The sequence below is a fragment of the Aquabacterium sp. UBA2148 genome, assembly GCF_002328915.1.
Lineage (GTDB): Bacteria > Pseudomonadota > Gammaproteobacteria > Burkholderiales > Burkholderiaceae_C > Aquabacterium > Aquabacterium parvum.
The window spans coordinates 1-5,307 of the sequence record NZ_DCXA01000057.1 but is presented as its reverse complement, the minus strand read 5'-3'; the positions used below and the strand labels follow the sequence as shown (position 1 = coordinate 5,307).

7 protein-coding genes are annotated in these 5,307 nt (G+C 66.4%); 1 reads left to right on the top strand and 6 read right to left on the bottom strand.

Annotated elements, in window-relative coordinates:
- Positions 1-9 precede the first annotated feature (9 nt).
- Positions 10-1,074, top strand: coding sequence for a fatty acid desaturase family protein (locus B2W70_RS03260; protein WP_286742806.1), 1,065 nt, complete (start codon positions 10-12; stop codon positions 1,072-1,074).
- A 46-nt stretch (positions 1,075-1,120) separates the two neighbouring features.
- Here the strand turns inward: B2W70_RS03260 and B2W70_RS03255 are convergent, their stop codons facing one another.
- From B2W70_RS03255 to B2W70_RS03230, 6 genes are all read right to left on the bottom strand, one after another.
- Positions 1,121-1,570 (bottom strand): hypothetical protein, encoded by a 450-nt coding sequence (locus B2W70_RS03255; RefSeq protein WP_286742804.1) that lies wholly within the window; start codon positions 1,568-1,570, stop codon positions 1,121-1,123.
- On the bottom strand, positions 1,567-2,418 hold the full coding sequence (locus B2W70_RS03250) for an FAD:protein FMN transferase (RefSeq protein ID WP_286742801.1): 852 nt from the start codon (positions 2,416-2,418) through the stop codon (positions 1,567-1,569). The genes B2W70_RS03255 and B2W70_RS03250 overlap by 4 nt, the downstream gene beginning before the upstream one ends.
- Before the next feature lie 23 nt (positions 2,419-2,441).
- Positions 2,442-2,996: an FMN-binding protein gene (locus B2W70_RS03245; RefSeq protein WP_286742799.1), complete on the bottom strand. Its 555-nt coding sequence runs from the start codon at positions 2,994-2,996 to the stop codon at positions 2,442-2,444.
- An 11-nt stretch (positions 2,997-3,007) separates the two neighbouring features.
- The gene (locus B2W70_RS03240) at positions 3,008-3,901 is read right to left on the bottom strand and encodes a DUF6662 family protein (RefSeq protein WP_286742796.1); all 894 of its coding nucleotides are present in this window, start codon (positions 3,899-3,901) and stop codon (positions 3,008-3,010) included.
- A 105-nt stretch (positions 3,902-4,006) separates the two neighbouring features.
- Positions 4,007-4,693 (bottom strand): glutathione S-transferase family protein, encoded by a 687-nt coding sequence (locus tag B2W70_RS03235; RefSeq protein WP_058088695.1) that lies wholly within the window; start codon positions 4,691-4,693, stop codon positions 4,007-4,009.
- 43 nt (positions 4,694-4,736) lie between these two features.
- On the bottom strand, positions 4,737-5,307 hold a 571-nt coding region (locus B2W70_RS03230), incomplete at its 5' end, for a TolC family protein (protein WP_286742793.1).

The window sequence follows — 5,307 nt, the reverse complement described above, 5'->3', positions numbered from 1 at the left end:
GACCACCCCATGCGCGCCCCCACCTCTTCGAACGCCCCCCCATCGGCCCTCGCCCAAGATGCCCAGGTCGAAAGCGCCACGCCCACCGAGCTGCCAACGGCCACGCGCAGAAGGCTCAAGGACCTGTTCACCCGAGAGCAGCTGGCCACGCTGACCGAGCGCTCGGACTGGCTCGGAGCCTGGGCCATCGCCTCCACATGGGGCGTGATCGCTGCCGCCTTCGCGGTGCTGGCCTGGTGGCCCAGCGTGTTCACGTTCGTGCTGGCGAGCATCGTGATCGCCGGCCGCCAACTGTGCCTGGCCATCCTGCAGCACGAGGGCTCGCACGGCACGCTGTTCAAAAGTCGCTGGGCCAACGACGTGCTCACCGACTGGCTTTGCGCGCGCCCCATCTGGCAGAACCTGCCCAAGTACAAGGTGCATCACTTCGGGCACCACACCCGCACGGGCACGCTGGAGGACCCGGACATCTCGCTGCACGCCGACTACCCCGTGACCCGCGCCTCGCTGGTGCGCAAGGTGCTGCGCGACATCTCCGGCCTCACCGGGCTCAAGCTGAGCTACGGCTTGTTCATGATGGACGCTGGCGTGTTCAAGTGGACGGTGGCCAACCACATCGAGCGCCTGCCCCAGGCTGGTCGCTTCTGGCCTGAGCGCATCGTCACCACAGCGAAGAACATCGCCCCCGTGGTGCTGACCAACCTGGTGCTTTGGGCTGCGCTGGCCGCGACAGGGCATGCCTGGCTCTACTGGGCCTGGGTGGTGGCTTACCTCAACGTGTTGCCGCTGTTTGTGCGCATCCGCTCGATCGCAGAGCACGGATGCCTGCCGCGTTCACCCGACATGTTCCTCAACACCCGCACCACAAAGGCCGGCTGGCTGGCGCGCATGACGGTGGCCCCTGTTCATGTGAACCACCACATGGAGCACCACGTGATGGCGTCGGTGCCCTACTACCGCCTGCCGCTGATGCACAAGTGGCTGCGCGAACAGGCCGGTGTGCCCGATGCCCCGACCTACCTGCAGGTGCTCAAGCTGGCCAGCAGCGGCCAGGCTCGAACGGCACAAGGCTGATGAGGCGGATGCCCAGGGCCGCAGCGATGTGCCCGCCTTGGGCCCCTCAGTGGGGCTTCATCGCCCGGTGACGGCGCCACGGCGCATACCAGGCGTGCCAGGCAAAAGGCAGCAGGATCACGAGCCCGACAACCAGGTGCACCCAGGCGGCCAGCACCGACAGCGACTCGTCACCCAGGTAATAGATGCCCAGCGCGCTGCCGGCCAGCACCGACAGCAAACCGACCAGCAGCGCACCGCTGACGCGTTGCAACCTGCGCCGCCAGCCCGCGCGCATGTGCACGGTCCACAAGGCCCCCACCACCCAGGTGGCCAGCATGGCGCTCAAGGCATGCCAGGCGGCCACACCCACCCGCTGCGAGCCATCGAGGTGCCAGGGCACCTCGACCTCCGCGCGCATCATCAACATGGATGGCGCCAGCAACAGGCCGCTGAGCAGCAGGGACAAAGCCACGGCCATGAGACCAGGGCGGAACCAGCGGGGATGACCTTTCATGCGGGACGTCGATGCGCGGGGGCCGCCTGCGCAGCCCCGATGGCGGCGCCTTCGATCAGGCAACCACCCAGTTGTTGGATGAGGGCCGGGCGCCCTGGCTCAGGGCACACCGCGGCCACTTTGGTCAGTGCATCGGCACGCCATGCACGCCTGGCCAGCACGGTCCACACACCCGGCGTGGGTGCCTGCCCATGCGGGGCCAGGATGCGCGCCGGCCAGCGCGCATCGGGTACGGATTGTGCGTCTTTTGAGACTGTTGCGGCCTGAACCATCGAAGTGGCCACTGCGGCCTGACTCAGCGCCCCGATCGGCACCAACCGACCATCGGCCTCGCGTCGATGCATCGGCACCACGGCCTCGCCAAATGCACGCACATCACCGCCGGCGTTCACCCAGCCGGCCACGGCACCCGCTCGCCGCAGCGCCGAGACCGCCAGGTCCACCGCGAAGCCCTTGGCCACGCCGTCCAGCGTCAACCGCAAGGGCCGGTGCAGGCGCACCCAACCCGGGCCGATCTCGATGTCATCGACGTGCCCGCGAGGCAGCCAGTTCTGCCCCTGCTCGGGCAGCACACCCGCTTCGGTCAGCAAGCCGCCCACGGTGATGTCGAACGCACCACCGCTGCGCCGCATCAGCGCACACGCCAGGCGCAGCAGGCGAAGGGTGTGGCGCTGCGCAGGCACGCACAAACCATGGGTGGCATTCAGGCGAGACAACTCGCTCGACGCATCCTGCACGCTCCAGTCGCGCTGGGCCAGCTCGATGGCCTGCCAGGCCTGCTCCACCGCATGCACCGCACCGAGCCCCTCCGCGTGGACCTCCACGAAGGTGCCCAGCAAGGGCCGCATGCGGCGCACCACCTCCACAGGGTTCAGGCCTTCGCCAGGAACAGCTTGTGGATGGCCAGCAGGCGCTTGACGCCGTCCATCACGTTGCGGCACGACAGCGTGGCACCCGTGATGTTGGGCACGTCCTCGTCGAGCTTGAAGGGGTCGGACAAGGTCTTGCCCACCAGGTGCTTGCGCCAGCTCGCCTCGCGGACCTGCCCGCCATGCGTCTCGCGGTACTCCATCACCTCCACGCCCAGGACGCGCCCGTCTGGCGATATCGCCACGGCGTAGGTGATGAAGTCGTGCTTGCCGATCACGTCGTCCACGATGAACCAGCCTTGCAACTGGCCATCGCGCTCGGCGCGCCACACCTTCTGGGCATCCCAGCGCTGGCGCAGGCCGGAAGCCGCCTTGATGCGGTCCTTCTGGGCATCGTCGAATTTGAGCGATGCCTCGGCAAACACCTTGGCCGACGGGAACAAGGCCGCCTGCGCCTGTGCCACCGACAGGTAGCTCATGGCGTAGGTGGGCGGCGCGGCCACGGCCAGGGCCGCCACCGGCAACAGGAATGCGCTCCAGTCACGCGTCGTGCTCATGCCCGGCTCCTTCAGAAGTTGAAACCCACCTTCAGGCGGATTTCCTGCTTCGTCTTCTCAATGAGATGCAGTTTCTCGGTCTGACCTTCGTACTTCTCGCCGCCCCCGCGAACCTGCTTGAACCAGGTCAGCGTGACCCACCAGTCCTTGGCGCCGTAGTGCAGGCTCGGGCCCGCGAAAACGGACCAGCGCTCCTTGCCGACATCGGTCTCGTACTCGGCTTCGTACTGGGTTTCCGCGCCAATGAACCAGCCAGGTGCGAAGCGGTAGGTCAGGCCCGTGGACAGCTTGGTTTCGATCTCCACCTCGGGTTCGGTGGACCATTCGAAATCTTCAGGCAGGTTGCTGATCGCTGCGCGCTTGGCATAGGTGGCTTCCAGCGCGGCGTTCGTCACCCAGACGACCTGGCCCTCGGCAAAATACTTCTGCAGTTGCGCGCCCAGCTCGAACTTGTTGGCCTTCTTCTTCTGGCCAGAATGGGGATCCACCGTGTTGCGGGTGAATTCGAACGTGCCCGACAGGCCGATGTCGTCTTTGGCCGGGCTCAGGAAGTTGTACTTGGCTTCCAGAGAGAAGCCGGCCGGCTTCAGGTCAAAAGACTTGTCGCCCGGCAAGTAGCCGTCGATCAGCAAGCCACTGGTCGTCAGCGACATCAGCTTGACCGCGCCCGACACCGTCAGGCGGTTGGTCACGCCGTACTCCAGCTCGGTCAGGTAGTCGGTGGCGCGGTAGGTGCCTTCGCCCTTGTCGCTGCGGTGGGTGACGAACTGGTAGAGCTCGAACGATCCCTGGGGCAGGGTCTCGCTGCCACGGGCGTAGCCAAAAAGGTTTTCATCGGCGTGCGCATGGGTGCCGAGGACAGCCAGGGCCAGGGCCGAGGCGCGCAGGGTGCGTGAAGGGTTCATGGGAGGCTTTTTGATGTGCGATTGAACTTTACGAATCTTAATGCGATTGATTCGCACCTAAGTTCAATCCAGATCAAATCACCCCGTTTCAGGGGCAGCCCCGAATCAACCCATCACCACCGGCCCGCCCTTGGCCAGCGCCCGCTGGTAGGCAGGACGCCCTTCCATGCGCTTGGCATAGGCCAGCAAGTTGGGGTGCGCGGCGGCCGCATCCGAGCGAGACAGCAGGGCCGAGACCGCAAAACTCATCTGGAAGTCGGCCAGGCTGATCTGATCGCCGGCAAACCAGGTGTGACGCCCCAGGTGGTCTTCGATGAAGGCCAAAGAGGTGTTCACGTTCGGGTCGATCAACTGCTTTTGCACGCGCTTGCACAGCTCCCGCGCGATCGGCTTGACAAAAAAGGGCATGGGCTGTGTCGGGATCGTCATGAAGACCAGCTTCATGACCAGCCAGTTCATCAACGAGCCTTCCGCAAAGTGCATCCAGAAACGCACCTGGCGGTGCTCCGGCGTGCCCACGGCGGGCACCAGGCGCGCCGCATCACCCGGGGCTTGGCGGCCGTATTGCTCGACCAGGTACTCCAGGATGGCGCCCGACTCCGCGATGACCTCGCCCCGGTCGGTGATGACGGGTGACTTGCCCAGCGGGTGAACCTGCTTGAGCTCTGGCGGCGCCAGCTTGGTGACCGGGTGGCGTTTGTAGACCTTGAGCTCGTAAGGTTGGCCGAGCTCTTCCAGCAGCCACAGGATCCGCTGTGACCGAGAGGTTTCGAGGTGATGAACGGTGATCATGCGCGAAGCATAGCGTGCTGCGGTGCAGCATGCACAAGCGGGGTTACCTCGGGGTGATCCGTTCGGACGATGCGGACGTGACCGAAGTGGCGGTCGGCGCCACCGTGGCAGCGTCGCCCAGCCCACCGCCAGCCGACTGGTAGAGCGTGATGAGCGCGTCCAGCCGGTTGAAGCGGTTGAGCGCCAGGTTGTTTTCGGCCTGGCGGCGGGTTTCCTGGGCGTCCAGCCAGGTCTTCAGGGGCACGGCACCGGCGCGGTAGCGGGCCTCGGAGAGGCGTTCGCTGTCGCGGGCCGCGGCCACCGCGATCTGCAGGCGCTCGCCCTGCTGCTCGTAGCGCAGGCGCGAGGCCAGGGCGTTGTCCACCTCGGACAAGGCCGTGTACCAGCTCTGGCGAAAACCCCGGATGGCCAGCTCGTGGTCGGTTTTCGAGATGTCGACGTTGCGCTGCACGTCGCGCCACTGCACGAAGGGCAGCAGCAGGCCGGCGCCCAGGGTGCCCACCGGGTCGGCCAGCACGCGGCCGAGCTCGCTCGAGCTGCCGCCCACGCTGCCGGTCAGCGTGAGCTTGGGGTAGGCGGCGGCGCGCGTGGCGTCCACCTGGGCCAGGGTCTTG